The 24,504-nt window shown below is 62.6% G+C and carries 33 protein-coding genes; 28 read left to right on the forward strand and 5 right to left on the reverse strand.

Annotated elements, in window-relative coordinates; translation table 11 throughout:
* Position 1: 1 nt before the first annotated feature.
* Together pcrA and ACX80G_RS01800 are read right to left on the reverse strand one after the other, a co-directional pair.
* The gene (pcrA, locus tag ACX80G_RS01795; RefSeq protein ID WP_459305351.1) at positions 2 to 2,539 is read right to left on the reverse strand and encodes a DNA helicase PcrA; all 2,538 of its coding nucleotides are present in this window, start codon (positions 2,537 to 2,539) and stop codon (positions 2 to 4) included.
* 126 nt (positions 2,540 to 2,665) lie between these two features.
* Positions 2,666 to 4,237 (reverse strand): alanine/glycine:cation symporter family protein, encoded by a 1,572-nt coding sequence (locus ACX80G_RS01800; protein ID WP_459305255.1) that lies wholly within the window; start codon positions 4,235 to 4,237, stop codon positions 2,666 to 2,668.
* Between the two features lie 148 nt (positions 4,238 to 4,385).
* On the opposite strand from ACX80G_RS01800, the gene ACX80G_RS01805 reads away from it, so the two are divergent.
* Entirely contained in the window at positions 4,386 to 5,024 is a 639-nt protein-coding gene (locus ACX80G_RS01805; RefSeq protein ID WP_459305256.1) for a hypothetical protein, read from the forward strand.
* A gap of 53 nt (positions 5,025 to 5,077) precedes the next feature.
* Here ACX80G_RS01805 and ACX80G_RS01810 read toward each other — a convergent pair whose 3' ends face one another.
* Complete coding sequence (locus ACX80G_RS01810) at positions 5,078 to 5,401, reverse strand: helix-turn-helix transcriptional regulator (protein ID WP_459305257.1); 324 nt, start codon at positions 5,399 to 5,401, stop codon at positions 5,078 to 5,080.
* Positions 5,402 to 5,530: 129 nt separating this feature from the next.
* On the opposite strand from ACX80G_RS01810, the gene ACX80G_RS01815 reads away from it, so the two are divergent.
* A complete protein-coding gene (locus tag ACX80G_RS01815) occupies positions 5,531 to 5,746 on the forward strand; it encodes a MerR family DNA-binding transcriptional regulator (RefSeq protein ID WP_459305258.1) in 216 nt (71 codons plus the stop codon).
* A 149-nt stretch (positions 5,747 to 5,895) separates the two neighbouring features.
* Here ACX80G_RS01815 and ACX80G_RS01820 read toward each other — a convergent pair whose 3' ends face one another.
* Positions 5,896 to 6,120: a hypothetical protein gene (locus ACX80G_RS01820; protein ID WP_459305259.1), complete on the reverse strand. Its 225-nt coding sequence runs from the start codon at positions 6,118 to 6,120 to the stop codon at positions 5,896 to 5,898.
* A gap of 721 nt (positions 6,121 to 6,841) precedes the next feature.
* Between ACX80G_RS01820 and ACX80G_RS01825 the strand changes: the two genes are divergently transcribed.
* The 10 genes from ACX80G_RS01825 (at position 6,842) to ACX80G_RS01870 (ending at position 12,099) form a co-directional block, all read left to right on the forward strand.
* Positions 6,842 to 7,324, forward strand: coding sequence for a hypothetical protein (locus ACX80G_RS01825; RefSeq protein ID WP_459305260.1), 483 nt, complete (start codon positions 6,842 to 6,844; stop codon positions 7,322 to 7,324).
* A complete protein-coding gene (locus ACX80G_RS01830; RefSeq protein ID WP_459305261.1) occupies positions 7,321 to 7,593 on the forward strand; it encodes a hypothetical protein in 273 nt (90 codons plus the stop codon). The genes ACX80G_RS01825 and ACX80G_RS01830 overlap by 4 nt, the downstream gene beginning before the upstream one ends.
* Positions 7,590 to 7,784, forward strand: coding sequence for a hypothetical protein (locus tag ACX80G_RS01835; RefSeq protein ID WP_459305262.1), 195 nt, complete (start codon positions 7,590 to 7,592; stop codon positions 7,782 to 7,784). The genes ACX80G_RS01830 and ACX80G_RS01835 overlap by 4 nt, the downstream gene beginning before the upstream one ends.
* A gap of 145 nt (positions 7,785 to 7,929) precedes the next feature.
* Positions 7,930 to 8,181: a hypothetical protein gene (locus ACX80G_RS01840; protein WP_459305263.1), complete on the forward strand. Its 252-nt coding sequence runs from the start codon at positions 7,930 to 7,932 to the stop codon at positions 8,179 to 8,181.
* Entirely contained in the window at positions 8,178 to 9,491 is a 1,314-nt protein-coding gene (locus tag ACX80G_RS01845; protein ID WP_459305264.1) for a ParB/RepB/Spo0J family partition protein, read from the forward strand. The genes ACX80G_RS01840 and ACX80G_RS01845 overlap by 4 nt, the downstream gene beginning before the upstream one ends.
* Positions 9,481 to 9,738, forward strand: a complete 258-nt coding sequence (locus ACX80G_RS01850) for a hypothetical protein (RefSeq protein WP_459305265.1) — start codon at positions 9,481 to 9,483, stop codon at positions 9,736 to 9,738. The genes ACX80G_RS01845 and ACX80G_RS01850 overlap by 11 nt, the downstream gene beginning before the upstream one ends.
* Positions 9,735 to 10,511: a hypothetical protein gene (locus ACX80G_RS01855; RefSeq protein ID WP_459305266.1), complete on the forward strand. Its 777-nt coding sequence runs from the start codon at positions 9,735 to 9,737 to the stop codon at positions 10,509 to 10,511. The genes ACX80G_RS01850 and ACX80G_RS01855 overlap by 4 nt, the downstream gene beginning before the upstream one ends.
* Positions 10,508 to 10,852, forward strand: a complete 345-nt coding sequence (locus ACX80G_RS01860; RefSeq protein ID WP_459305267.1) for a hypothetical protein — start codon at positions 10,508 to 10,510, stop codon at positions 10,850 to 10,852. The genes ACX80G_RS01855 and ACX80G_RS01860 overlap by 4 nt, the downstream gene beginning before the upstream one ends.
* A 330-nt stretch (positions 10,853 to 11,182) precedes the next feature.
* Positions 11,183 to 11,965, forward strand: coding sequence for a hypothetical protein (locus ACX80G_RS01865; RefSeq protein ID WP_459305268.1), 783 nt, complete (start codon positions 11,183 to 11,185; stop codon positions 11,963 to 11,965).
* Positions 11,962 to 12,099 (forward strand): hypothetical protein, encoded by a 138-nt coding sequence (locus ACX80G_RS01870; RefSeq protein WP_459305269.1) that lies wholly within the window; start codon positions 11,962 to 11,964, stop codon positions 12,097 to 12,099. The genes ACX80G_RS01865 and ACX80G_RS01870 overlap by 4 nt, the downstream gene beginning before the upstream one ends.
* Here the strand turns inward: ACX80G_RS01870 and ACX80G_RS01875 are convergent.
* Positions 12,096 to 12,410, reverse strand: a complete 315-nt coding sequence (locus ACX80G_RS01875) for a hypothetical protein (RefSeq protein WP_459305357.1) — start codon at positions 12,408 to 12,410, stop codon at positions 12,096 to 12,098. The two genes, ACX80G_RS01870 and ACX80G_RS01875, sit on opposite strands and share 4 nt — an antisense overlap.
* Positions 12,411 to 12,452: 42 nt before the next feature.
* On the opposite strand from ACX80G_RS01875, the gene ACX80G_RS01880 reads away from it, so the two are divergent.
* The 16 genes from ACX80G_RS01880 to ACX80G_RS01955 all read left to right on the forward strand — a co-directional run bounded on the left by ACX80G_RS01880 (position 12,453) and on the right by ACX80G_RS01955 (position 24,444).
* The gene (locus ACX80G_RS01880) at positions 12,453 to 13,205 is read left to right on the forward strand and encodes an HNH endonuclease (RefSeq protein WP_459305352.1); all 753 of its coding nucleotides are present in this window, start codon (positions 12,453 to 12,455) and stop codon (positions 13,203 to 13,205) included.
* Between the two features lie 11 nt (positions 13,206 to 13,216).
* Positions 13,217 to 13,555 carry a VRR-NUC domain-containing protein gene (locus tag ACX80G_RS01885; RefSeq protein WP_459305270.1) on the forward strand — a complete coding sequence of 113 codons (339 nt, stop codon included), beginning with the start codon at positions 13,217 to 13,219 and terminating at the stop codon, positions 13,553 to 13,555.
* Positions 13,552 to 14,403: a hypothetical protein gene (locus tag ACX80G_RS01890; protein WP_459305271.1), complete on the forward strand. Its 852-nt coding sequence runs from the start codon at positions 13,552 to 13,554 to the stop codon at positions 14,401 to 14,403. The genes ACX80G_RS01885 and ACX80G_RS01890 overlap by 4 nt, the downstream gene beginning before the upstream one ends.
* A 112-nt stretch (positions 14,404 to 14,515) precedes the next feature.
* On the forward strand, positions 14,516 to 14,902 hold the full coding sequence (locus ACX80G_RS01895; RefSeq protein ID WP_459305272.1) for an HNH endonuclease signature motif containing protein: 387 nt from the start codon (positions 14,516 to 14,518) through the stop codon (positions 14,900 to 14,902).
* 211 nt (positions 14,903 to 15,113) lie between these two features.
* Entirely contained in the window at positions 15,114 to 15,527 is a 414-nt protein-coding gene (locus ACX80G_RS01900; RefSeq protein ID WP_459305273.1) for a hypothetical protein, read from the forward strand.
* Positions 15,528 to 15,606: 79 nt separating this feature from the next.
* The gene (locus ACX80G_RS01905; protein ID WP_459305274.1) at positions 15,607 to 16,959 is read left to right on the forward strand and encodes a terminase large subunit domain-containing protein; all 1,353 of its coding nucleotides are present in this window, start codon (positions 15,607 to 15,609) and stop codon (positions 16,957 to 16,959) included.
* 12 nt (positions 16,960 to 16,971) lie between these two features.
* Positions 16,972 to 17,142 carry a hypothetical protein gene (locus ACX80G_RS01910; RefSeq protein ID WP_459305275.1) on the forward strand — a complete coding sequence of 57 codons (171 nt, stop codon included), beginning with the start codon at positions 16,972 to 16,974 and terminating at the stop codon, positions 17,140 to 17,142.
* Positions 17,139 to 18,485, forward strand: a complete 1,347-nt coding sequence (locus ACX80G_RS01915) for a phage portal protein (RefSeq protein ID WP_459305276.1) — start codon at positions 17,139 to 17,141, stop codon at positions 18,483 to 18,485. Before ACX80G_RS01910 ends, ACX80G_RS01915 begins: the two co-directional genes overlap by 4 nt.
* The gene (locus ACX80G_RS01920; protein WP_459305277.1) at positions 18,475 to 19,164 is read left to right on the forward strand and encodes an HK97 family phage prohead protease; all 690 of its coding nucleotides are present in this window, start codon (positions 18,475 to 18,477) and stop codon (positions 19,162 to 19,164) included. Before ACX80G_RS01915 ends, ACX80G_RS01920 begins: the two co-directional genes overlap by 11 nt.
* 109 nt (positions 19,165 to 19,273) lie before the next feature.
* The gene (locus ACX80G_RS01925) at positions 19,274 to 20,497 is read left to right on the forward strand and encodes a phage major capsid protein (protein WP_459305278.1); all 1,224 of its coding nucleotides are present in this window, start codon (positions 19,274 to 19,276) and stop codon (positions 20,495 to 20,497) included.
* Between the two features lie 90 nt (positions 20,498 to 20,587).
* Complete coding sequence (locus ACX80G_RS01930; RefSeq protein WP_459305279.1) at positions 20,588 to 20,965, forward strand: hypothetical protein; 378 nt, start codon at positions 20,588 to 20,590, stop codon at positions 20,963 to 20,965.
* A complete protein-coding gene (locus ACX80G_RS01935) occupies positions 20,965 to 21,741 on the forward strand; it encodes a hypothetical protein (RefSeq protein ID WP_459305280.1) in 777 nt (258 codons plus the stop codon). Before ACX80G_RS01930 ends, ACX80G_RS01935 begins: the two co-directional genes overlap by 1 nt.
* On the forward strand, positions 21,741 to 22,214 hold the full coding sequence (locus tag ACX80G_RS01940) for a hypothetical protein (RefSeq protein ID WP_459305281.1): 474 nt from the start codon (positions 21,741 to 21,743) through the stop codon (positions 22,212 to 22,214). Before ACX80G_RS01935 ends, ACX80G_RS01940 begins: the two co-directional genes overlap by 1 nt.
* A 213-nt stretch (positions 22,215 to 22,427) precedes the next feature.
* Positions 22,428 to 23,453: a phage tail tube protein gene (locus ACX80G_RS01945; RefSeq protein ID WP_459305282.1), complete on the forward strand. Its 1,026-nt coding sequence runs from the start codon at positions 22,428 to 22,430 to the stop codon at positions 23,451 to 23,453.
* On the forward strand, positions 23,453 to 24,022 hold the full coding sequence (locus tag ACX80G_RS01950; protein ID WP_459305283.1) for a hypothetical protein: 570 nt from the start codon (positions 23,453 to 23,455) through the stop codon (positions 24,020 to 24,022). The genes ACX80G_RS01945 and ACX80G_RS01950 overlap by 1 nt, the downstream gene beginning before the upstream one ends.
* Complete coding sequence (locus ACX80G_RS01955) at positions 24,019 to 24,444, forward strand: hypothetical protein (RefSeq protein ID WP_459305284.1); 426 nt, start codon at positions 24,019 to 24,021, stop codon at positions 24,442 to 24,444. The genes ACX80G_RS01950 and ACX80G_RS01955 overlap by 4 nt, the downstream gene beginning before the upstream one ends.
* Positions 24,445 to 24,504 lie beyond the last annotated feature (60 nt).

Below are 24,504 nucleotides of genomic sequence, written 5' to 3' on the forward strand. Positions count from 1 at the left end.
GTTACCCGGTCTTGGTCAGCGGCGCGTACCGCAGCAGCAGCCGCTTCTCGCCGACGTCGAACGACACTTTCGCCACCGTCTTGTCTCCGACACCCTCGACGGCCAGGATGGTCCCGTTGCCGAAGCTGGTGTGGTTGACCCTGTCTCCCACGGCGACCGAGAGGACTTCCTTTTGCGGTTGGACCCGCCCGACGACGGTCGCTGACCGGGTGGGCAGCCCCCGCCCCGTGTCCTCGCTCGCGGTCCCGGCTCCCCAATAAGACCCGCTAAACCGGTTGTTCCCGCCAATGGCTGCGCCCCCGGACCAGACCGGCCCCGAGGCGCCTTCCCGTTTCCAGGTGATGAGTTCATTGGGCACTTCGCCGACGAACTGCGACGCCGGGTTGTACTGGCTCTGGCCCCACATGCTCCGGACCTCGGACCGGGTGATGTAGAGCCGTTGCCGGGCACGGGTCAACCCCACATAGGCGAGCCGGCGTTCCTCGGCCAGCTCCTTCGGGTCGGTGGCTGAGCGCTGGTGCGGGAATATTCCCTGCTCCATACCGGTCAGGAACACCACCGGGAATTCAAGCCCCTTGGCGGTGTGCAGGGTCATCAGGGTGACCACACCCAGGCGTTTGGCCTCGGCGACAGCCTTTTCAACCTCCGCGGCAGAACCTTCGGGTGCGTCGGGGATCTGGTCGGCGTCGGCCACCAGCGAAACCTGTTCCAGGAATTCGCCCAACGTACCGTCAGGGTTTTCCTGCTCATATTCGCGAACCACCGCCACCAGCTCCGCGAGGTTTTCTACCCGCGACTCATCCTGCGGGTCGTTGCTCAACCGCAGTTGCGCCAGGTAGCCGGTCTGCTCCAGCACCGCTTCGAGAGCCGCCGACGCACCCGACCCGTCGGCCACCTCGGCGAGGTCGTCAATCAGTTTCACAAAGCCGTTCACCGCGTTCATCGACCGGGTTGCCAGACCCGGTGCCTCGTCCGCCCGGCGGAGCGCCGCCATAAAGGACATGCGTTCCCGTTCGGCGAGCGCCGCGACGGCGTATTCGGCACGGTCTCCGATCCCGCGTTTGGGCTCGTTGAGGACCCGGCGGAGGTTGACGACGTCGTCCTGATTCACCAGCACCCGCAGATAGGCGAGCGCGTCCTTGATTTCCTTGCGCTCGTAGAACCGGGTGCCGCCCACCACCTTGTAGGGCAAGCCCACGCGCATCAGGATTTCCTCAATGGAGCGGGATTGGGCGTTGGTGCGGTAGAAGATCGCTACGTCACCGGGGCGGAGGTTCTCCTCGTCCTGGAGCCGGTCAATCTCCTCGGCGATGAACCGGGCTTCCTCGTGTTCGTTTTCGCCCACGTAGCCCACGATGAGCTCGCCGTCTCCCTCAGCGGTCCACAACTTCTTGTCGGGGCGGTCGGGGTTCCGGGAAATCACCGCGTTTGCAGCGCTGAGGATGGTCTGGGTGGAGCGGTAATTCTGCTCCAGCAAGATGGTGCGGGCGTTGGGGTAGTCGTTCTCGAACTCGACAATGTTCCGGACGTCGGCACCGCGGAACGCGTAGATTGACTGGTCCGAGTCTCCCACCACGGTCAGCTCGGCCAGCGGAATCGTTTCGCCGTCGTCGCTCGGATTCTGGGTGATCCCGACAATCTCGCGCACCAGGGCGTACTGGGCATGGTTGGTGTCCTGGTATTCGTCAACCAGGACGTGCCGGAACCGGCGGCGGTAGTAGTCAGCCACACCGGGGAAGGCCCTGAACATGTAGACGGTTTGGGCGATCAGGTCGTCGAAGTCCATCGCGTTGGCCTGACGCATCCGCTGAGCGTACCCCGTGTAGACCTCTGCGACGGCCTGCTCGAACGGGTCCGAATGGTTGGCCGAGCTGGCGTAGCTTTCCTCATCGATCAGCTCATTTTTGAGCGCTGAGATTTTGTGCTGGATGGATTTCGGGGTGAACCGCTTGGGGTCCAGGTCCAGTCCCTTGGCCACCAGGGTCACGAGCCGCAGGGTGTCGGCCGAATCGTAGATGGAGAAGTTCGAGTTCAGGCCGACCGATGCTGCCTCGCGCCGCAAAATCCTGACGCAGGAGGAGTGGAAGGTGGAGATCCACATGCGCTTGGCCACGTCACCGATGAGGGCTTCGATGCGTTCGCGCATCTCGGCCGCAGCCTTGTTGGTGAAGGTGATCGCCAGGATTCCGCCGTGGTGGGCACGACCCATGGCCAGGAGGTACGCGATCCGGTGGCTGAGCACCCGGGTTTTGCCGGAGCCAGCGCCGGCCACGATTAGCAGCGGCGACCCGCTGTGGCGCACCGCTTCCTCCTGCTGCGGGTTCAGCCCCACCAGGAGTTCGCGTGCCCGCGCGTCGTCCCGGCGCCCGCCGCTGGCGTGCTGTACTTCATCGGAGCGAGCGGCAGCGGAGCCGGCAGCCGCGTCAATGGCGGACTCGGTGCTGGCGGACTCGGTGCTGGCGGATCCGGGCCGGGCCGACGCCGTCGGGCGCCGCCCTGCGCTTGCGGGTGATGAGCCGAGGTGTGGGTCGAAAAGCATATCCATGGTGCCATCAAGTCTAGTTGCTGGCTCTGACGAAACAGGATTGGCGGCGACGTACCCCAAACGCAGAACGCCCGCCGGTTCGTCTGAGCCGGCGGGCGTTGGGCGTTCGTGAGAGACAGTTTACGAAGGCTTGGCGGCGTCGATGTCTTCGGAGTCGATACCGAGTTGCAGCAGTTTGCCGCTCTTGCGGTCTGCCAGGTACTCGCGCATTTCCCGCTTGATGACCGGCAGCAGCATGTACACGCCGAGCAGGTTGATGAACGCACAGAGGAACAGTGCGGCATCGGCAAATTTGATGACCTGCCCGAAGCTCAGCACGCAGCCGACGACGGTGAAGAACAGGAAAACGATTTTGTAGACGACCTCGGCGGTTTTGCCACGGCCGAAGAGGAATTCCCACGCCTTCAGCCCGTAATAAGACCAGGTGATGAGCGTTGAGTAGGCGAACAAAGCCACTGCTATTGCGAGCACGATCGGGAACCAGGGGATCACCGTGGCGAACGCATCGGAGGTGAGGATAACGCCGTCGGGCGCGTCGCCGCCACCCTGCACCTGATCGATGCCGGCCTGCAGGCTCGGCGTCCCGGCGATCACGATGGCGAGCGCGGTCATGGTACAGATCAGCACAGTGTCTATGAGTGGTTCGAAGAGGGCAACGAACCCTTCGCTGACCGGGCGGCGGGTCTTCACAGCCGAGTGTGCGATGGCTGCGGAACCAACACCTGCCTCGTTGGAGAAGGAGGCGCGCTGGAAGCCAACAATCATGACGCCGAGGACGCCGCCAACGAAGCCCTGCGGGTTGAAGGCCCCATCAATGATCGCACCGATGGCTGCCGGCACCTGCTCGATGTTGACGATGATGACGGTGAGGCAGGCTGCGACGTAGATGAACGCCATCGCCGGAACGAGGCGGCTGGTGGTGGCACCGATGGACTTGATGCCACCGAGGATGACCGCTGCAACCAACCCGGCGAGCACCAGGCCGAAGATCAGGGCGGCACCGGCGCTGCCAAGCAGGCCGTCCTCGCCGCCGGTGACTTCCTGCACCTGAGCGAAGGTCTGGTTGGCCTGGAACATATTGCCGCCAGCGATACCAAAAACGAGGATTGCAACGGCGAAGATGCCGGTCAGAATCTTGGCGGGCAATTTACCGAACTTGGCGAACGCGATCGGGAGGTACTTGAACGGCCCACCGCTGACGGTGCCGTCCGCGTGGACTTCGCGGTACTTCACGCCGAGGGTACATTCGGCGAACTTGGTGGCCATGCCGATCAGACCTGCGAGGATCATCCAGAACGTGGCACCCGGGCCGCCGAGTGCCATCGCAGCCCCAACACCGGCAATGTTGCCGAGACCCACCGTGCCAGACAGGGCTGAGGTGAGCGCCTGGAAGTGTGGGACCTCCCCCGGGTCGTCCTTCGTGGAGTACCGGCCGCGGATGACCTCGTAGGAGACCTTGAGCCCGCGGAACTGGACGAACCCGAAGTAGACGGTGAAGACCAACCCAGCGATGATGAGCCAGGCAACCAGAATGGGAAAACTGAAATCCCCGATGGTAACGGGGAAGAAAATGATGCTGGAGAACACTTCGGTGGCTGGGGCGAAGACTGTGTCGATCGCATCCTCGACGGCTGCGAGCCATCCGACTTCGTCCGCAACGCTGGTTATAGGTAGAGCTTGGTTAATTGCCATCTAACAAAACAACCGCAGAACGTCTTGTGTTTCAATCACAGACGCCTATAACGCGAAAATGACGCCAAAACGCAACGTAGTTCACAGACTCCCTTCAGTTAGGCATGAAATGCCTCCGGTTGAGCCGGTCAGCGGGGATAATTGGGGAATGTCCAAAACGCGTGCACAGATCGCTAAAAAGCATGGGGCCGCCGCAGCCGGCATCCCGGAGGCGACGCCAGCTGCCCCCCGCAGCAACGGAAACATGGTCCTGATCGCCGCCGCTGTCACCGCGGTGCTGCTATTCGGGTACTACCACTTGCTCTCCCTCGGCCAAATGAGTCAACTGGCCGACGGGCTGACCATGCCGGACATGATGTTTGGCGGCTACGGAGCGGGCCACGTCACCGACCTGCAAGCGGCCATGGACGGCGACGCCCTGGGTCAGTTGAGCTACCTCCACAAAACCGCCGGAACCTTATTCCCGCTCATCTTTGGCATCGCTTGGCTGCTGCTGATCCAGCTGAACGTCGATCGCCGCTGGCTGCGCTGGGTGCTCTGGTCGCCGCCACTGCTCTTCGCCATCGTGGACCTCTGGGAAAACGTCGCCATCGATGCCCTGCTGGCCGCCGGATCACCCGACGACGGCCGGGTGGCCCTCGTCTCGGCACTCACCATAGCGCGCTGGGTGCTCCTGGGCTCGTCCTGCATCGCGGGCATGCTGGCCGTACTGCTCCCGGCCGGCGTGCGCGGCAAGGTCCTCGCGCCGCCGACCGGCCAGGGTGGGCCACTGCCGGAAAGCAGGTAAGCTGATAGCGCTGTACCCGCCTCTGTAGCTCAGTAGGATAGAGCGTCCCTCTCCTAAAGGGAATGAGGACTCCGTGGCCCGGCCCCAGCGCCAGGCATAACGTGCCCCAACGGATCGCCGTCTGTGGGCTTCTCCTCTTCGAGTCCCAAGACCCAGACTGCCGGAACGCCGGTCATCAGTTCGATGCGCTTCGCCGTGGCGACCTGGTCCCGAGGATGGTTTCGACCTGTCTCCCACGCTTTGTACTGGTTATCGTTCACTCCCAGTCGCGCGGCGAAGTCCTCCTGCTTAGCGCCTGACTCACGGCGTATCTTCCGCAGGCGGTCAGCGAAGGACCACTCGGGGGTCCACGTCTTGTGTTCTGGCTGTGTACTCATGACCTAATTCTTACCAAACCTATGCAGCTATGTCCATACCTAAGTGTATGAAAAAGTAAACACAGGTATTTTTACAGGGTTTCGAGTAGTTGCTTGCGTAACCATGAGTACCTATGCCTAGTATGTGACATGCCAAATACCAATAGGTACGAAATAACCCCCCAGGTATCCATCGGGGAAGCATCGCGTATCGCTGGAGTCAGCATATCGACGCTCCGCCGGTGGGAGCGCGACGGCATCATCAAGCCTCAGCGAACACCAGGCGGACAGCGCCGATACCGTCAGTCCGACGTCGAACAATTAATGACAGAGGGACCGCAGCGCTCGCAGGAGGCTGCATCATGAGCCCTTGGAACGAAACGTCCGACGGTCCGCAGATTCGGCCACGTCGACAGCGGCTCCCTTACCCGATCGCGAAGTCTTCGGTTGATAGCCGACCTGAATTGAAGGTCGGTCTGGCGATCTACCAGGCGATCGGGCGGGTTGCCACAGCGCTAGAGCACGCTGTCCTCAACGGCGTAACTCTCAATCTCAACGATCTGGACCGGAACGTGACGGCTGATCATCAGCCCGACCGGACCGAATGTAGTCATGAGGTCAATAACTCGTGCCCCATTGGTGTAAACGATGTTGTGGACGCCTTGCCGGAACTCCTGGAACGCCTCCGGGGAATCGACGAAAAACTCCTGACCGTCGTAGATCACCTTGCCAGTCGCCATGAAACTTCTCCTTCTGTAGGTGCACCAACTGGTGCGGGTGTAGACAACCAAGACCCTACAGGCGGAGAACCATGGTCGGCGGGACGCTGTCCCCCACAGCGTCCCGCCGACCCGCACGATCACATCGAGCGATTCCGAGACGTTCCATGATCCGCCTGTTCCTGTGGTTCACCGCGTGCCGGGTCGCCGTCCGGTTCTCGCGGAACCCAAAGACGTCTCCAGCGGGAGGTGCCCTTCCACCGGCTCCTGCTGGAGCGGGGAAGAGCGGCGCTATGTCCCCCATCGTTGCGCCGCTGCTGGCTCGGTCAGAGGAGGGTGTCCCCCAACTCCCCTCCTCTGGCCGTGGCCGTGCCGGCCATCCGGGCTTCCTGGTTTGGCCCTACCCGTCAGTTGATGGCTTGTTCTCGGTTGAGTGCACGAGCTGCCTGCTGACGATCGCGGAGGGTGTCGGGATCTACACGATGCCCCTTGCAGTGCGTGACCATATACCGCGCTGTACCTAGATTCTCCCGTGTGGTCCTGAGACCGCCACGCGGGAGTCCGGCCGGTGGAGGGTTTCCCCCCATTGCTTCTCCACCGGCCACCCCAAATTTTGTCCAGTAAGTAAACCGGCGGCCCAGCATCCATCGTCCAAGAAGTCTGCTGAGCCGCCGTACTAACCCAAAAGCCAAGCCCGTTCGCACAGGTCACCTGGCTCTTGAATCGAGTAAAGGATACCGCTATGCCCGGTCCAGCCGAAGAATCACCGCCGATCTCGCTGCCTTTCAACGTCTACCTCGGAGCGAAGGATCTAGACATCAATCCCGCCGACGGGCCGAAAGCCTTCGAGGATGCTCATGCGAAGAGCGCTGTGGAGATCGCTCGCCGCAACCACCGCCTCACCGAGTGCACCGACAACCTCAAGTGGCTACTTCACTCGGTGAGCACGCTCCGCAGCCTCGATCGCACCGGCCAGACCGTCGCCGCGGCCGAGCACCTGGACTACGTCTGGGCAATCACTCAGGGGCAGCTGTCGGCGCTCACCCAAGACGTGCGGCGCGCAGCAGATCGCTACCGAGAGAAAGTGGCAGCCGCCACGACGGCAGAGCAGAACGCCGAGCCGACGCCGGGGTCGCTCGGTATTGAACCCGTGGTGAACACCAACACCCGCGGCGGGACCGGCGCGACGCCGTCGGTCATGGCCGGCCGGGGCAACCGCAAATGAGCGCCTACCGCACCCGGAAAGACGCGCACGTAGTTGTCCGAAACGGGAAGCCAACCGAACTTTTCAACCGTCCGGCCCACTTGGACTACCGCAATAAGAGCGAGCTTTGCAGCCAGCTGACGCAGTTCGTCCGTGGGGTCTGGACAACGGCCAAGCGCATCGACATTGACTCCAGCGCCGGACAGATCATGGTCGACGGCGAGCTGGTCGCCTCCTACTACCTCAGCGACCCCAAACAGAACACCGGATCATTGGAGGCCCTGCTGTGAACCCTGCAACCCGATTCACGTCCGCGCACCGCAGACTGCTCTCTACGGCGCTTATTTTGGGTGGCTTTCTGGTCATCCTGCTGACCGGGCAACTCCTCGCGCCCACAGGCAACGGGGCGCAGATCCTCGGCAGCATCCTCATGATCGCCGGCGCCCTCGGCTTCGCAACCGAAACGGGGCGCCAGCGATGACGATCGGGGACCACGACCCTATGGGCCCATTCTCGGGACCGGGTCTCGGCTTCTGGGTCGAATGTGAGTGTCACTGGATTGGACCCGGTTGCTACAGCGAAGCTGCCGCCCTGAAAGCCCATCAACGGCACCAGGAAACCCGGTCATGAGCCCGCCGAACGAGACGACTGTCGATCCCCGAGGGTTCACCTCCTGGACCTGGCGTCCGGACCCAGAGCCATCGCCGATCTTTGACCGGCTGGTCCGTCAAGACTTGGAGATCGCGGCCGAGGACGCGATCGCGGCCGCCGGCACGGCCCAGGGCTCCGGCGATCGGCTAGAAGCCAAAAGGCAGCTGCGCAACGCATTGGACATTATCCGAGAGCTTGACGACCTAGATAGGGAACCGACGCCATGACCACTCAGTTTCAGGACATCCCGCTCGCGAAGCTGGAAGCCCACCCGCATAACATCCGCCGGCAGCTACACGACATCGACGAGCTGGCCGCTTCCATCAAGTCCAAAGGCATCGTCCAGGCGCTCACTGTGGCCCCGCACCCGACCGCGAAGACCAAGTTCATCGTCCTCGGCGGCCACCGCCGGCTGTCCGCAGCGAAGATAGCGAAGATCAAGACCGCGCCATGCATGGTCCGCCCAGATCTGAACACCCCTGAGCTGCAGACCGAGTTCATGATCGTAGAGAACACACAGCGCAACGACCTGACCCCGATGGAAGAGGCTCGCGCCTACCAGACATTGCTCGACCTGCCCGGCTACAACGCCAAGCGGATCTCCGAGAACACCGGCCGCAAGCACCGCCTGGTCAGTGACCGGATCAAGCTGGCCAAGATCAGCGACCCCGTCGCGACCAAGCTCGACGACGGCCAGATCACCCTGGAACAAGCGATGGTGTTCGCGGAATTTACCGACGACGAAGACGCAACCCAGAAGCTCCTGCAGGTGGCCGGCACCTACGATTGGCTCTACCGGGTTCAGGCACTCCGCCGCAAGAAGACCGCCGTCGCTAATATCGCGGTCACTACCAGGGAACTCACAGCAGCTTCCGCAACCATCCTCGAATCACGCCCGGAGGCCTACCCATGGGGAGGCGACTACGCCCGAGCACCCGAGGTGTCCATCGATGAGCACATAGCCGCTGGCCACCTCGCGATCGTCGACGTCGACAGCGACGGGAAACCCGAATGGGCCGTCCTACGCTCGCAGATGCCGGACCCGGAACCGCAGCAGCTCGACGCCGAGGAGATTGCGAACAGGGAGAACTACCAGCGGATGACTGCTGGGCTCGACGTTGCTGCGCATGTCCGCCGTAAGTTCCTCGAGGAGGTTATCCAGCCTTCCTACTCCCGAGGGCAAGAGGATCTCGCTGAAAAGATCGTCAGGCGGTCTGTGATTCAGGATCTGCAGGGCGACGCCGTTGGATGCGAGCTTCTCGGGATTCCCATAGAGGAGTCCGACGAGGCAAGGTGCCGGGCAGCAGTGCAGAAGCTGGATATCTGGTGCCTGGTCATCCTGCTGGACATCATCAACAACTCCCCCGCCGAAGAGAAACTGCTGTACCCCGAAACTTGGGGACCTATGCACGGGTGGGACTACACCAGTGACTGGCGAGAGTCACTGGTAGCTGACTACGGCTACCAGTTCAGCGAGATCGAGCGCGAAGCCATGGATCGTCTGAAGCCCGCTGAGGACGGCGAAGATGCTGCCTGAGCCTGGGGCCCGTCCAGCGCGGCCGAGGAAGCGTCGGGAGTCGACAATCGAGGACGTCGAGTTCCTAGTGGCCAGTGATGTACCCGAGGATCTGATCGCTGAGCGGATCGGGTACAGCTCCGCGAAAAACCTGAAGACGGCCATTCACCGGTGGGGGCGCCATGACCTAGTGGCCCGGGTCACGGCGTCGGGCCAGCCTCTCCCATCTATCCGTCGCGGCCGCGTCGTCCTAAGGGCTGTCGCATGACCGCCCTGGCGTATCCGCGCGCGGTGGTCTTCCAGAGCCTGGAGTCGTGGTGCATCACCTTGCACCTGGACGCCCAGTTCGCCTCCGACGTCGCCACGACCTTCCCGACCCAGGCGGACGCCGTCCGCGCGGCATGCGTCTGGGTTCATTTGCAGCGCCACAGCCGGCCCTCACGTCGCCTGCCTAACTTCGAGGTATTCGAACCCAAACGGAAGCCGAAGCGCACCCCTGACCTGGCCACCTGCCCGCAGTGCAACCGCCCGACCAGGAAAGCCGTCCTGAAGGCAAAGGACCACCCGGGCACGGTAACCATGGGGCACAAGGACGGAACTTGCTTCGCCTGCCACAAAACCGGCCACAAATCCGGGGACGAAACCGGCAACCAGGCTGCAACCGCCCCCGTAGCCGCTCCGGCAGCTGCCCCGCGCGCGCCGGCATCCGCCGGTGTCGTCCCTAAGCCCAAACCGCTACGCCCCATCAAGCCCGTCGTGTACGTCCCGCTCTCCCGCATGCCAGCACACAGCCTGCCCCTGCCGGCCACATACACCAACCCAATCCCCACTCTCATCCCAGCCCAACCCGGATCCCCGGTAGCGAAGCTCGCCGATATCGCCACGGAAGCCGCGAGAACGACAATCCTCGGATCCGGGCCACCCAGCAGCTTCATCACCGGACCCGCCAGCACAGACCCCGACGACGAAGTCGCAGCGAACCGCCGCGGCGTCGACGCCTACCTGAAGCGCCGCGGCAACCGGAACGGGGCCACCCGATGACCATCCAACCCTCAGACACCACCCGAACGAACGACCTCGCAGATTTTGAGATTCCGTGCGACTTCGGGGAGTTCCCTCGCGCACTGAAGGGCCAGGCGAAGTGCACGGCGCCTGCTGAGTGGTCTTTCAAGGTACACAGCACGTCGCTGTCCGGGGTGTGCCCGGAGGTGGTCCTTGTCTGCGAGGAACACCTCCGCTCGATCCGTGCGGCATCCAGGGGCCAGCTGGAGAAGGTCCTCGCCCTGGGCGTCTGCTCTCATCACCTTCTGCGGTGCGCTATCTGCCACCTACCGATACTTGGCCCCGATGACCTGCTCTGGGGAATCGAGCGGATCCGATGAAACCATGCTGACGCGCTGCGCTCGCGGATGCTGCTGGAACCCATTCGGCACCTGCTCCAAACAGCGCAACTGCCCTTGCCACCCGAAAGACGAACGCACGATCCAGAGGAGTGCAAACCGATGAAAATCATAAGAGCCGTTCGATCCTGGTGGCACCAGAACATCTGCGGGCCGCTCCAACCGGGCTATTTGGGATTCCTTGACCTGATAGATAGCACGCGGCTTGAAGAGGACCGGGAGATGGATGGCTGATCCGAATCGCTGTCCCCACTGCTTCTATGTTCACCCCGTGGCCACGATGGTCACTGACCACATCCGGAAGGAACACCGATGATCCTGGACGTCAACACTCTCGACCTGCGCAAGGCTTTGCAGGCAGTCATCCCTCACGCGAGCACGGATACGAACGTCGCGTCGATCTGCTGCGTCAACTTCACCGCAACGGATACCAACCTGTTCCTAACCGCTACCAATCGGTTCACCCTCGGCCACGCCATCGTGTCGGTGTGGGAAGTGGACGGGCTCTCCGGTGACGTTAATAAGGACAGCTTCACGCTAACCCCCGACGTCGCGAAGGAGCTGCTCGGCCTGTTCAAATCCGGAGGAAAGCAGCCCGAAGAGGAGATGGGCGAGTGTCTGAGGATCACGGTCGAAGAGGACAGCCTGACCTTCCTCGACGTAGCCGGCCTATTCCCTGGCAAGCTGTTCCAGATCCCACACGAGCAGGGCGAGCCATTCCCGGTGAAGTGGGCAAACCGCCTGGTCAACGCGCTCACCGCTGATGTGAAGGTCCCCGATCGGATCGCGACGACCGGCAAGTACCTACGCCTCTTCAGCTCGGCCGCCGCAGCCTACAACGAGCCGCTCCTGATCGAGCCGACCGGGGAAGTCTCCCAGATCCTCATCGCCTGCGGTGAGTCATTCCTCGGGCTGCTGATGCCGGTGCGCGCTTCGGATGAAACCGAGTTGGCCGCCAAGCTCCAGGAATGGCGGAGGGGCTGGTACGACCGGCTGCCCGAGATCGCCTATGCGATGGAGAGAAGCAACGTCAGCGACTTCCTGAAGCACGGCACCGGGCTGCACATCAGCACTACTCAGGTGGAAGACCAGTGACTCCACGTGGACGAGGCGAATACGAGACAACCGAAAACGTGAATGCAGCAGACACAGCGCTCGCAGGCATGCTTGCTGACGCTGAGGGTCAGCAGCTGGTTCAGCGGATCCTTGACCGGAAGCAGGGTTACTAACCCTTATGCCGTACTTCATGATTGATGATCAGCTGCAGGCGAATCGGAAGGCTCAGCAGCTGATCCGCACGGCTCTCCGCGGCGATCTGCGCGGTCCCGCAGCGCTTGGCATGTGGTCGATGGCCGGCAGTTTCTGCCAGGCCTCCCTGAGTGACGGCGTTGTGTCGATCGAGGATCTCGTCAGCATTATACTCAACTACGATCTCGCGCGAGAGCTCGCCGACCTTCTGGTCGCCGCAGGGCTCTGGCACGCTGAGTCCCACGAGTGTGAACGCTGCCCATCGGTCGCGGCCGGCACCTACCTCTTCCACGACTGGTTCGCCCTCAACTACGCCCGGGGCGACACGGTCAGAGTGAAGCGGGACAAGAGCAAAGAGCTCAAGAGTGCTGAGCTCATCGCCGCTGTCTGGGCGAGGGACTGCACCGACGACCCATCCAACCCCACTCGCGGCCGCTGCCGATACTGTGCGCGGAAACTTCTACGGGCAGATAAGAAGTCAGACACACGTCCGACCATGGACCACGTCGACCCGCGTAAGGCAACCGGAGCGACCAACGTTGTACTCGCCTGCTGGGATTGCAACCGTAAGAAGGCAGCCAGAACTCCGGAGCAAGCAGGTATGACGCTGCTCCCCGCACCGCGCGCCGCAGCGTCCTCAGAAAAGGTCTCGCCAGCTGATGCTGCCGCTGAGACCGCTTCCTCGTCCCGGATCAAACCCGAAGATCAATCTGATATCAAACAGAAATCAACGGTGATATTAGACGCCGAAAGTCTTCTCGGGCGCGCGCGGCAGGGTGAGCGCGGGGGCAGGGCTGGGGTAGGGCAGGGCAGGGTAAGTCTTTCTACAGGGTTACCGCCGGGACAGCCGGCACCTCCTCGGCCTAAGCCCAGGAACAGAAGGCGTGGGACCGGTAAAGCCCAGACACCTCAACTCCAGTCTTCCAATCCACATCATGCTGGCGATGCACCTCCTGTCGCTGCTGTGGGTGAGCATGGTTCCCCTTGGTACGGATGGTCAGGTAAGCGATCGGCCGTCGATGAGACAACCTGCGATATCCACCACGAGGAACAGCCCTGCCGCGTCTGCATCCGGGAAAACACATGAGGTTCCCGAGCATGACTGCCAGGGAATACCGGCTGTGGATGTGCAACCAATGGACCGAGGCACAGCTGCAGGGCAAGATCGTCCAGCTCGCTGAGGAGCTCGGCTGGTTGGTCTATCACACCCATGACAGTCGGCGCTCTCAGAAGGGCTGGCCAGACCTGGTGTTACTCCATCCCGTCCGCAACGAGTTCATGATCTGGGAATTGAAGAGCGCCAAGGGCTACCCAACGAAGCACCAGAAGATCTGGCTGGCTGCACTCGCTGCGGTCGGCATCACCGTAGGCATCCGCAAACCCGAGGATTGGGCGAGCGAGCAGATCCAGCGCGAGCTGAGAGGACAGGCAGCATGACGAAACCAACCGCCGAGGATCTGGCGATCGAGTACAGGTACCGAGTGGAGGGTAGGCTCGCGCTGCTGCCGTTCACTCTGGCCGTCGAAGCAACCACGTATCCGGCCAACTGTGCTGTCCACTCGGCCGCGACACCACCGGAGCTGGCGCCAGCCGAGGTGGGTACGAACATGTGCCACGGCTGCAGGAACCTAATGTGGAACGACCTCTACGTCATCGAGCTGATGTGGGCGGACTTGCAGGATGCACTCGTGGCGTCACGATCCAGGGGCAGCGGTCAGCGGTCCGGTACGGACGGCGGCTCGGCTGCACCCATCGACCTATCAGCTTCGGAGGCTTTGGGACTGGCGAGGGACGCTGTCTGGTCTATCGTGCAGCAGCTGATCCTGGACAAGCCACGAGTGCAGCTGCCCGCGGATCACGGCACCGATGTTCTCGCGGGGTGGCTGACGAAGTCCCACTTCAGCTATCTGGCATCGCATCCGAGCAGCCGGCATCTTGTACTCAGCTACCAGGATCTGCAGAAGGCAGCGGATGCTGTCCGTGCTTCGGTAGGTTCTGAGGTGCACCGCCGCCCAATTGTTGACTCGCAGTGTCACCAGTTCGTCGATGACGGAACTGGCAGCAGGCTACCGTGTCCGGGCCAGCTCGAAGGCGTTGTCCAGGCGGACGGCAGCCAGTCGGTTGAATGCACAGTGGATATGCTCCACACCATTCCAATGGACCAGTGGCTGCTACTCACGGCGAGGAAGGGTAGGCGTCCAGCCCGTCCGCGCAACCCCGGGTTGCTGAGCCGCGCCAGACTTGCGACACGCCAGCGGCAAGCTGCCTCAGCAGAGGGTCCTTGACTTAGTGGTAGATTTCCGTGTGATGGTGGTGTTCTGCACCTAGACGACGCAAGGCCTCGACCGGTTAGCCGGTGCGGGGCCTTTGTCATGTGGTGGTGAGGTGAGCCGATCCATGGTTCAGAGGCTCGGTGAGTACGATCCGAAGCGCGGCCGAGGCGGCAGGGTATGGCGCCGGATCTGCGCAACGATCCTTATTCCTGGTGTTGTGTGCGCTTGGCCTCCGTGTCAGCAGGAGATCGACCTAACACTGCCGGCAACTCATCGATGGTCGGGCACGGTCGATCACATCATCGAGCTCGAGGACGGTGGCCATCCCACTGCCAGGTGGAACCTGCAGCCCATGCATCGTCGGTGCAACACCATCAAAGAGAACAAGAAACGCAAGGCGAAATGGACCGTGGCAGCGCAGACCGAAAGGCGTCCGAGCCGCGGAATCAGCGGCTTCGGTCAGAGCGTTCGCCCAAGTCAGACGGGTTTTTTAGAGAACCCCGAGCGGTAGACCCGCCCACCGCTACCATTTTTTCTCTCCCCAAGAAATCCCCCGGTAGCGCCCTACATGGGAGGGCGACCCTAGCGGGAGTTCTGGCCGAAAAGCGAGATGGAGATACGAATTGTCCGAACCAGTTGACCCCCATCGGATCCCGTACCGCCATGGTGCTATCGGCCCCGGTACCACGGGCTACCGGAAGGGCTGCCGCTGCGCTGGCTGCATGAAGGCCAAGCGTGAAGACCAGGCCGCTTACCGCGCCAAGCAGAAGCTCAAGGACGCAGGTGACGTGACGGCACCGGCCATCTTCCCGCCGGCCGTTGAGCCATCGTCTGTATCCATCAGCTGGTCAGCTGAGCCCGGGGAGATTGAGACCGCACTGATCGGCGAGCTGGAGTCCCTCATCGGAGAGCCCCCGTTCAAGAAAACTCTCGTTGTGCTCGCGAGGTACAACGCTCGCGTCCTCGATCAGATCCCTGCTGTGGACCGGTTCGATCTTGTCAGCGGCATGGAGTCGCGCCTGTTCAATGTGTTCGACCGACTCCGCCGTGTCGAAGTTGCACCTGGTGCACGTGATGGATGGGACATGTCGGGCCTACTGACCCCAGATACGCAGCCTTCCGCGGATGAGCGTTAGTACCCACAACCCAGAACCTCGGTACGCGACCCAGAGGGACAACAGCCGTCAGACTCTAGGCGGTTCCGTCTGCAAAGTCATGGAGGCCTCCGGCCGAGTCCCCATGCCCTGGCAGCGCGACGCGCTCGCCGTCGCATGCGAGATAGATCCGGCAACCGGCGGCTTCTGGTACGACACCGTGATCTGGGTAGTCCTTAGGCGAGCAGGAAAGACCACAGTAAGCCGCGCGAAGCTGACCCACCGATCTCTGACCACGGTCGACGGCCGGATGATCTACACCGCTCAGAACCGCCTGAAAGCGCTCAAGCGCCTACGGGATGACATCTACCTTCCCTTGTACCGCTCACCGCTGAAAGACAAGCTCGCCAAGCCCCGCTGGCGTGGCGGTGAAGAAGCCGTCAGGTTCAAATCGGGATCCGAGATAGCGATCGACGCGATCTCGGACAACTCCGGACACGGTGATATGAATCACGAAGGCCATATCGATGAGGCCTACGCGCATGCTGACAACACCCTTGAAGGTGGAATCCAGCCAACTCTGATGACCGTCGTCGGCTCTCAATTATGGATTCTGTCGGCGGCTGGCAACAGCAAGTCCACCTACCTGCACGACAAGGTCGAGGTCGGTCGCGCACTTGTTCAATCCGGACGCAAAACCCGAACCTGCTATCTGGAGTACTCGGCACCGGCGGACTGGGACCCGAGCGATCCAGCCTCTGTAGGTGACACACACCCAGGCGTCACACACACGATCAGCCTCGACCGCGTGATGTCGCTTCGGGAGAACTCGCTCGATCTCGCCGAATGGGAACGCGCCTGGCTGGGCTGGTGGCCGAAAGCAAAGGCCCCAGATCGTGTCATCCCCACCGCGCTGTGGGAGAAAGCCTATGCGGACGAGGACGAGTCGCTCTGGGTCGGCACACCGTTTTGGACCGTGGACACCGACCCTGACCGGGAATGGTCAGCAATCGGGATGGCCGCCAGGTCAGACGACCCGAAGGCACGCTGCTATCTGGAGTGTCTGGACCGGCAGCTTGGCACAGCATGGGTGGTCAAGACCCTGGTCGAGCTGCGCAGTCGCTTCGGGGGCAACCTGGTGGCCGTCGATGCGAACGGGGCCGCCAAGTCGCTCCGCAAGGATTTAGAAGCCGAGAGCTTTGAAGTGATCCTGATGGCCGGCCCGCAGCGGGTGGACGCTTGCGGCGGATTCTTTGATGACATTATCGACGGTCGCCTGCGGATCCTGAACACCGACGATCTCAATCACGCCGCTGCAAACGTAGCCAAGCTCAAATCGGGCGGCGATGCCTTCATCTGGGGCAGGCCCAAGTCATTGGCCGATATCACCGCGCTCTACTCGGTGACGATCGCGCGGTGGCTGTACATGGAGAAATCAGCCGACGACTACAACGCCGGGGACTCAGTTCTCTAGGAAGGGGCTCACATGAAAGAGGTAGGAACCACCATCCTGGATCTATTGGGAGTTACTCTCATCGTGGCGGGAGTGGTCCTGATCTACGTGCCAGCCGCCTTCCTGGTGGCTGGTGCCGGATGCCTGGCAGTTTCGTGGCGAGTCGCTAACCGTGCTCGGCCGACGGCGGCGGTCGACCAGTGAGCCTATTCTTTGGACGATCCGAGACCCGCGCGATCGACGCAACGGCCGGAGTACTCGGCGGGTACGCTACCGGCAACCTTTCTGCGGCGTCGATGAAGCGGGCGCTGCACGTCGTGCCGGCGTACGCTGCAACCAGCCTGATCGCTGAGTCGCTAGCCACTGTGCCCGTCAGCGTGAAAGAGATCAAGCCGGACGGATCACGGGCAACTCCGCGTCAGCCCGGCCTGGTCATCAACCCGAACCCCAACCCTGTGGGCTCACGGGTTGAGTGGATCCACCAGTACGTGACATCGTTGAAGCTCCAAGGCAACGCTTACGGCGTCGTAGTTGCCATGGACCGGTGGGGCATCCCGGAGAAAGTCCAATGGCTGAACCCTGAGTCGGTCAACGTCGACGAGTCGACTCCCTCGCCCGAGTACTTCCACAACGGTCAACGTCTGGACAAGTCCACTCTGGTGCATATCGCGGACTACGTTCTGCCTGGCTCGGTTGTCGGCCTGTCACCGGTGAGCTTGTTCCGACGGCAGCTGGAGATGGCCGAGCGTGCTCAGGAGTTCGGCACGAACGTCTACCGCAGCTCGGGCATCCCGTCCGGACACCTGAAGAACGCCGAGAAGACTCTGAGTTTCATGGAGTCCTCAGTGGTCAAGAGCCGCTTCAAATCGGCTGTCCACAACAATGACGTCTTTGTGTCCGGTAAAGACTGGGACTACAAATCCTTGGGCATGAGTGTTGCTGACTCCCAGTTTCTGGAGTCAATCAAGGCGACGGCGAACCAGCTTGCTGCAATCTTCAAGGTGCCGCCCGAGGAGATCGGCGGTGAGTCAGGCGGAAGCCTGACCTATAGCACCGTAGAGCTCAATCAACTGAAGTTCACGATGCGCGCCCTGCAGCCGCCGGCGGTTCGGTTGGAGACCCACTTGAACCGTCTGCTGCCGGCCGCGCAGTATGTGAAGTTCAATCTCAACGCCAATGTCCGGGGCGACCTCAAGGCTCGCATGGATTCCTACAAGATCGGCCTCGAATCAGGCGTCTACACCCTCGCTCAGGTCCGGGAGTTCGAGGACTTCCAGATGCTCTCCGATGAGGAGATCGAACAGTGGCAGAAGTGGTTCGGCTCGAAGGCGATCACTTCTCAGCTCACCGGTGACGCCGGCGCAGAGCAGCTGCAGGCACGCCAGCTGGCCGAGCTGATCCAAAAGATTTACCTCGGGGTCGGCAAGGTCATTACGGCTGAAGAGGCCCGCGAGATCATCAACAAGGGCGGCGGGAATCTCAGCAAGGATTCCGCACTGATCACCTACTTCAACAATCAGAACGGAGGTACCCCCGATGCTGCGTGAATTGGAACTACGCCATGTCAATCAGCCGGTCCACTACCGCGCAGTTGACGGTGGCCTCGGCATCCTCAGCGGATACGCTGCGGTGTTCAACAAGCTCTCCCAAAACCTGGGCGGGTTCGTCGAAAGGGTGGATCCGTCGGCCTTCAATAAATCGATCGCCGACCAGGTCCCGGTGCTCGCCCGGTACAACCACGACGACAACCATTTACTGGGGACAACCGAGGGCACGACGCTCCGCCTGGAAGTTGACGGGACCGGTCTGAGGTACGACGTCGACCTGCCCGACACCTCGGCTGGCCGCGACGTGAAAGTACTCGCGCAGCGCGGAGATCTCCGGTACTCATCGTTCGCATTCCGCACTGTTGACGATGACTGGGACTTCACCCCTGAGGGCTTCCCGATGCGGACTTTGCTGGCACTGCAGCTGGTCGACGTCGCCCCGGTGAACAACCCGGCGTACCGGGACACCACCACCGGCCTGCGTTCCTTGGCTGAGCGTCTGCATATGGACCTCAGCGAGGTGCGGGAAGCCAAACCTGAGCTGCTGCGCGAGCGGCTGCTCCACCCCCAAGACTCCGCTGCAGAACAGCAGCGGCAGAGCGCGCAGGATGGGCAGGACGAAATCCACCCGGATCTGAGCATCTACAGGCGCCGGCTGGATCTCCTCAGCCGATCCTGATCCCTATCCGTGGGCAGGACGAAATCCACCCGCATCCCCCAATAGTCAGTTTCCTCAACCCCCCTGCATGATTGCCGGGGGTTTCGTCATTTCCGGAAAGGGGAATGCCATGAGCCTCACGCTCGCAAAGCAGCTGCTGGAGCAGCGCAAGACCGCCCACGAAGAGGGCAAAAAGATCATCGACGCGGCGGAGAGCGAGAAGCGCGCCCTCACCGCCGAGGAAGAGGTCAAGTTCACCGAGATCTCCGAGCAGATGGACTCCCTGCGCTCGCAGGCTGACCGCCTGGTCGCGTTCAACCAGGAGCAGAAGGACATCGAGGAATCGATGCGATCGCTGCCCGGGCAAACCGAGCAGCGCCGCCAGGAGGACACCGCGGAGGTGCAGCTCCGCGGCATGCTCAAGGGCCGTAACGGCGCTTTCGAGTATGAGCCGACCCGGGAAGAGCGCCAGGAAGTCCGTGCGCTGGTCAAGGGAACAGGTTCGGCCGGTGGGTTCACCGTCCCGACCACGTTCTACGGCCAGCTCATGGAGCACGCGATCGAGACGTCCGCGATTCTTTCCGCAGGGGCGACGATCCTCTACACATCAAGTGGTGAAGAAATCAGCGTCCCGATCACGGTCTCCGCTCCGATCGGTGCGCAGGTCGGTGAAGGCCAGGTCATTCCGACGTCGGAACCGGTACTTGGGAAGCGCTCGCTGTATGCCTACAAGTACGGGGACCTGCTGCAGCTCAGCCGTGAGCTGGCCGACGACTCCGCTTTCGATCTGGAGGGCTTCATCGCCCGTCAGGCGGGCCGCGCGATCGGCAACGCTTTTGGAACGAAGCTGGTCTCCGGCACTGGGACGAACGAGCCATCAGGGCTGATCACCACGACCAGCCTGGGCAAGACCGGCGCTACCGGGACTGCCGGTGTGCCAACCTTCGATGACCTGATTGACCTGTTCTATTCGGTCATTGGTCCGTACCGGAATAGCCCGGCAGCGGCGTGGATGATCAAGGATGCGACCGCGGCCGCTCTGCGCAAGATCAAGGACGGGCAGGGCCAGTACATCTGGCAGCCGTCCGTGATCGCCGGTCAGCCGGACACCATCATGGGCAAGGCCGTTTACACCGACCCGAGCATGCCCGGAACTGGTGTTACAGCGAAGTCCGTGGCATTCGGTGACCTCTCCGCCTACTTCGCCCGTGTGGTCAACGGGGTGCGGTTCGAGCGCTCCGACGACTTCGCCTTCGATAAGGACCTGATCACCTACCGTGCGATCATCCGCGGCGATGGCGTCCTGGTGGATCAGACCGGCGCCGTCAAGCACTTCGTCGGCGCCGCAACCTAACAAACCCCGGTGGCGGGCAGGTCCTATCTCCCCTGCCCGCCACCGGTCCGCCTCACTCTGCACTTACCTACACGACTCAGGAGTAAGAAAATGGCAGCAAGAAACAAGAAGGTCCGGATGGTTGGCAGGATTTCCGGCACCCGCGACGGCAAAGACTGGCCAGCACCCGGAGAGATCATCAGCCTTCCGGAAGACGAAGCGCTGGGATTGCTCGCTAACGGCATGGCCGTTGACCCGTCAATTGAAGAGACTGCTACCACCCCGGGCGGCGTGGAAACGGCCACCACCACAGGCAACCCGTCCGTCCGCGTCACCGCGGCACAGGCGAAGGCGGCAGCCAACCAGCAGGCGGCCGAACGCGCCAAGGTAGCAGCTGACGCCGCCGAAGCCGAGCAGAAGCGGATCGCAGACGCCGCGGCGAAGTCCGAAGCTGACGCGAAAACCACTGATAAGGGCGCCTCGAAGTAATGACGTCAATCGACCTGGGCGCCAGCGCCGAGGTCACCTGGCCGAATGCACCGGCGGCGGGTGGAGTTGTTGCGCTCGCCGTCGTGCAGCCGGACGGCACTCTGCTGGTGCCGGCACCGGTGCCCAGTGACTTCAAAGCGACATTCATACCGGTCTTGCCGGGCCGGCATCTGATTCGGTGGACCAATAGCGGCGCCACCGTTGACGCCCACACAGACGTCGTCGACGTGTGGCCACAGGATCCACGGTTCTTGTTCCCACCGGAGCAGGCTGCTGAGTCTCTGAACTGGACGGCTGCCGCGGGAGACCGTGAGGATCTTCGCCTGTACGTGGCCGCGGCCACTCCGGTGATTGAGGACATTGTTGGTCCGATGGTGATCTCCAATGAGGTGCACACAGCGGTCGGCGGCGGCGTGATCGTTCTGCCGTCGATTAACGCCACGGTGACGTCGGTGAAGGTCAACGGTGTGCAGGCTCCGGGGTTCTTCGCTGGCGCGGACGGCATCTTGTACGCCGGTTCAAGTCGGGTCCGCGGAGCGTTCCCGGCCGGGGAAATCGAGGTCCGGTTCACACTCGGCATGGCCGTCATTCCTCCGAACGTCCAGCTTGCTGCCCGTGAATTGGTCCGGCACATGTGGCAGATCGGCCGCCAGGCCACCGGTAGGAGCGGCCGGCAGGATCCAAGCGCCGACGCGTACACTCCGTCCGGGTTCGCCGTTCCCCGCAGGGTGATCGAGCTGTGCGCCCCGCATGAGCAGCTGGGAGGGTTCGCCTGATGCAGGGCACCGCCACAGTTGCGTACGAGTTCAAGAACAACTTTTTCCAAGCCGTCCGGACCCTTTTCTCTGCGGACCCGGACACCAGGGGTGTGCTGGTGTGTTTCGGGATGCCTGGCACGTATGAGCCCGATGACATCATCTCCTTCGAGCGGATCACGGAACGCCAGGATGCGGCGACGATGGGCACCAACCGGAGCCGGGAGGAGGTGATCACCCTCGACGTGCTGATCTCCTGCTACCGCGGGGGCGGGCCGGAGATGGAACAGGTGTGCTCCGCGAGGGCATACCAGCTGCTGCGCCTCATCGAGCAACACGCTCGGCAGACGGACACCACAATCGGCGGGTCGGTCAGGCATTGCTTCCTGCAATCGCATGAGTCCGACGGCGCCACCCTGGCGGAGCTCCTCGAGAAGGGGCGCTCGATCGATGTCACAGCCACCTTCGAAGCACGAGCTCGGATCACCGGTTAGGAGCCACCATGACCACCCTGCGCAATAAGTCCCCCCTCGGCGCGATCGACCTTCCCTAATCGGACGGACCCTGGAAGCGGGCGAAAAGTTCGAGGTCAGCGAGGACCTCGCGAAGCAGCTGCTCGAACAGCCCGACGTCTTCGCCCGCGTTGCCAAGCCCCAAACCACCAAGCCCCGCACAGGCGGAGCACAGACCGCTAAGAAAGAGGAATCATGACCACGCAGCTGGATTGCTCGCTGGGCTTCAAGAAGGAAACAGGCTACGGCACTGCCATTGTGGTGGACCGTTTCCCCGAGTTCATCGACGAAGGTCTCGCCTGGAAGCCCACCTTCGCCCAGGGCGCCGGGCTTCGCGTCGGGTCCCGGATCGCCCGGGCCGCCCGCCGCAAGCTCGTCAAGGACGAATCGGGCGGAGACATCAACGTCGAACTGGTGACCAAAGGGATGGGCTTCTTCTTCGACGCCCTCCTCGGCTCAAGCACCAGCACCCAGATCGGCACCACGACCGGCTACCAACAGCTCTTCACCCTCACCCGTGGTCTCCTGCCCTCCTACACCATCCAGAAGGGCATCCCCCCGCTAGGCGGCGGGCCGACCACTGCCCTGACCTTCCACGGCGGGATCTGCGCATCCGGTGAACTGACCGCGGCCGCCGGCGAAATCGTGAAGCTCAAGACCACCTGGGATACCCGCGAAGTGAAAAAGGACGTCGCCTACGCAGCACCGTCCTACGCGGTCAACCCGGAGCTCTACACCTTCGTCGACGGGGCCATCGCCATCGGCGGCTCAGTCACACCACCCACCGCCACCGCCCTCGCCACCGGTGGGACCCCCGCGGCGAACATCACCGAGGTCTCCCTCTCCATCGACAACAAGATCGACGGCGGCGGCTGGACCCTCGGCGGCGACGGGAAACGCGGCCGACGTCCAGTCGTCGGCCTGGCTGAAGTCAAGGGCAAGCTCACCGCCGAATTCGACACCACGTTCCTGCAGAACGCGTACCTCGACCAGACCCCACTGTCGATGCTCCTCACGTTCGCCGCGAACCAGGAGATCAGCGCCGGCGTCCCCGCTGCCCTGCAGATCTACATCGACGACATACGCCTCGACGGGGAACTCCCCAAGTCCAACGGCGGCGACGTCATCACGCAGTCAATCGACTTCGTCGTCCTCGACGCGCTCAAAGCGGGAACGGAACCACTCTCCATCGTCTACCGCACAGCAGACACCGCCCTCTAATGTCCCAGGGCCCCGAGGTCAGGGTCGAACTGGACCCGGGAAGCCTGCGCAAGCTCGTGCTGGCTTCGCGCACCTGGGACAAAGTCGCCCGCCGCGAACTCCGCCAGAACCTTCGCGCGGCCGCCCAGCCCGCCGTGGACGCCGTGCAACGCGAAGTACTGGGAACACTTCCACCTAAGGCCGATCAACGCCGTCAGGGAGCACGCAGACGCGGCTCCGCCGTCACCGGCACCTACAACCGCAACCGCGGCGAAGTCCGCGCCGCGCTCGCGGCAGGGGTCAAGACGGCTATCCGTACAGGCCGGGTGTCACAGAAGACCGGAGATGTGACCGGTGAGGGTGTGCGGATCACGGCGGCGAAGTCGAAACTGCCGGCGGAGAAGCAACCCATGTTGTACCTGTACGGCCGGGCAACGTTCCGGCACCCCGTGTTCGGCGACCGTGAGGTGTGGGTCAACCAGCACGGCAAGCCCTGGTTCTATAAGCCGCTGAGGCGTTACAGGGCGCAGTACCAAAGGGCCGTTGTTGAGGCCATCGAAAAAGCATCCAAGGAGATAGGGAACGCATGAAACTGGTAATCGAGGACAAGGAATACAACCTTGCCGAGGCACTGCAAAAGCCGAGCCTGCTCACCCTGATGGAGTTGCAAGCAAAAGCTGGCGTAGGCATGAAATCGCTGATCAACGGGTCGAAGAAACTCCAAGGCATGGAAGCGCTGGACATCCTCGACGACCCGGAAGCGTTGCGCATCTTCGCCGCGATCATCTGGCTGGCAAGGAAGCACGCCGGGGAAAAGATCACCTTCGAGGAGTCCTCGGGCGTGCCACTTGATTCCTACAAATGGTCGATGGACCCGGAGGTGGAGGAGGAACCGGCCGCGGACCCCACCGGAGCCCGGACGGATTCCGTTCGGGCCGACGAGCCAGCGCCGGCGCGGAAGACCACATCGAGGACATCGAAGGCTCAGTCCTCGAAAACATCATCACCGTAAGCCGGGTCTGGTCGGGCATCACTCCGATGAATGTCTGGGAAATGCGCTACGACATCTGGC

The sequence above is a fragment of the Arthrobacter glycogeni genome, assembly GCF_054510815.1.